This is a genomic window from Pseudomonas sp. SIMBA_067, from assembly GCF_046534675.1.
In the GTDB taxonomy this organism is placed as follows: Bacteria; Pseudomonadota; Gammaproteobacteria; order Pseudomonadales; family Pseudomonadaceae; genus Aquipseudomonas; species Aquipseudomonas putida.
Window position 1 is genome coordinate 1 of the sequence record NZ_JAWRYH010000458.1, and the last position, 271, is coordinate 271.

The 271-nt window shown below is 50.6% G+C and carries 1 protein-coding gene; it reads left to right on the top strand.

The features are described 5' to 3' along the window. Window positions 1-60: 60 nt before the first annotated feature. Window positions 61-271 (top strand): hypothetical protein (locus SB765_RS29885; protein ID WP_410932528.1); only part of this gene is annotated, 211 nt, incomplete at its 3' end.

Genomic DNA, 271 nt, shown 5'->3' on the forward strand with positions numbered 1-271 from the left:
GTCGCGGAAGCGGCGAGAGTAGATGCGCGAGGCGATCTTGCTATCCAGGCAGGACGAGACGTGGCTATCACAACGGCGACCGAAAGCGATTATCACTACGACGAAGATACAAAAGTTAAGAAAAAGTTGTTCTCTAAAAAAACCACGCACACAGTTCATGAGAACTCAGCAACAACTGAACAGTCTTCGGCGTTAAGTGGTAACAATGTCGCGATCGTTGCCGGACGTGATGTGGCTGTAACGGGTTCCAGCGTGGTGGGCGATAACAATG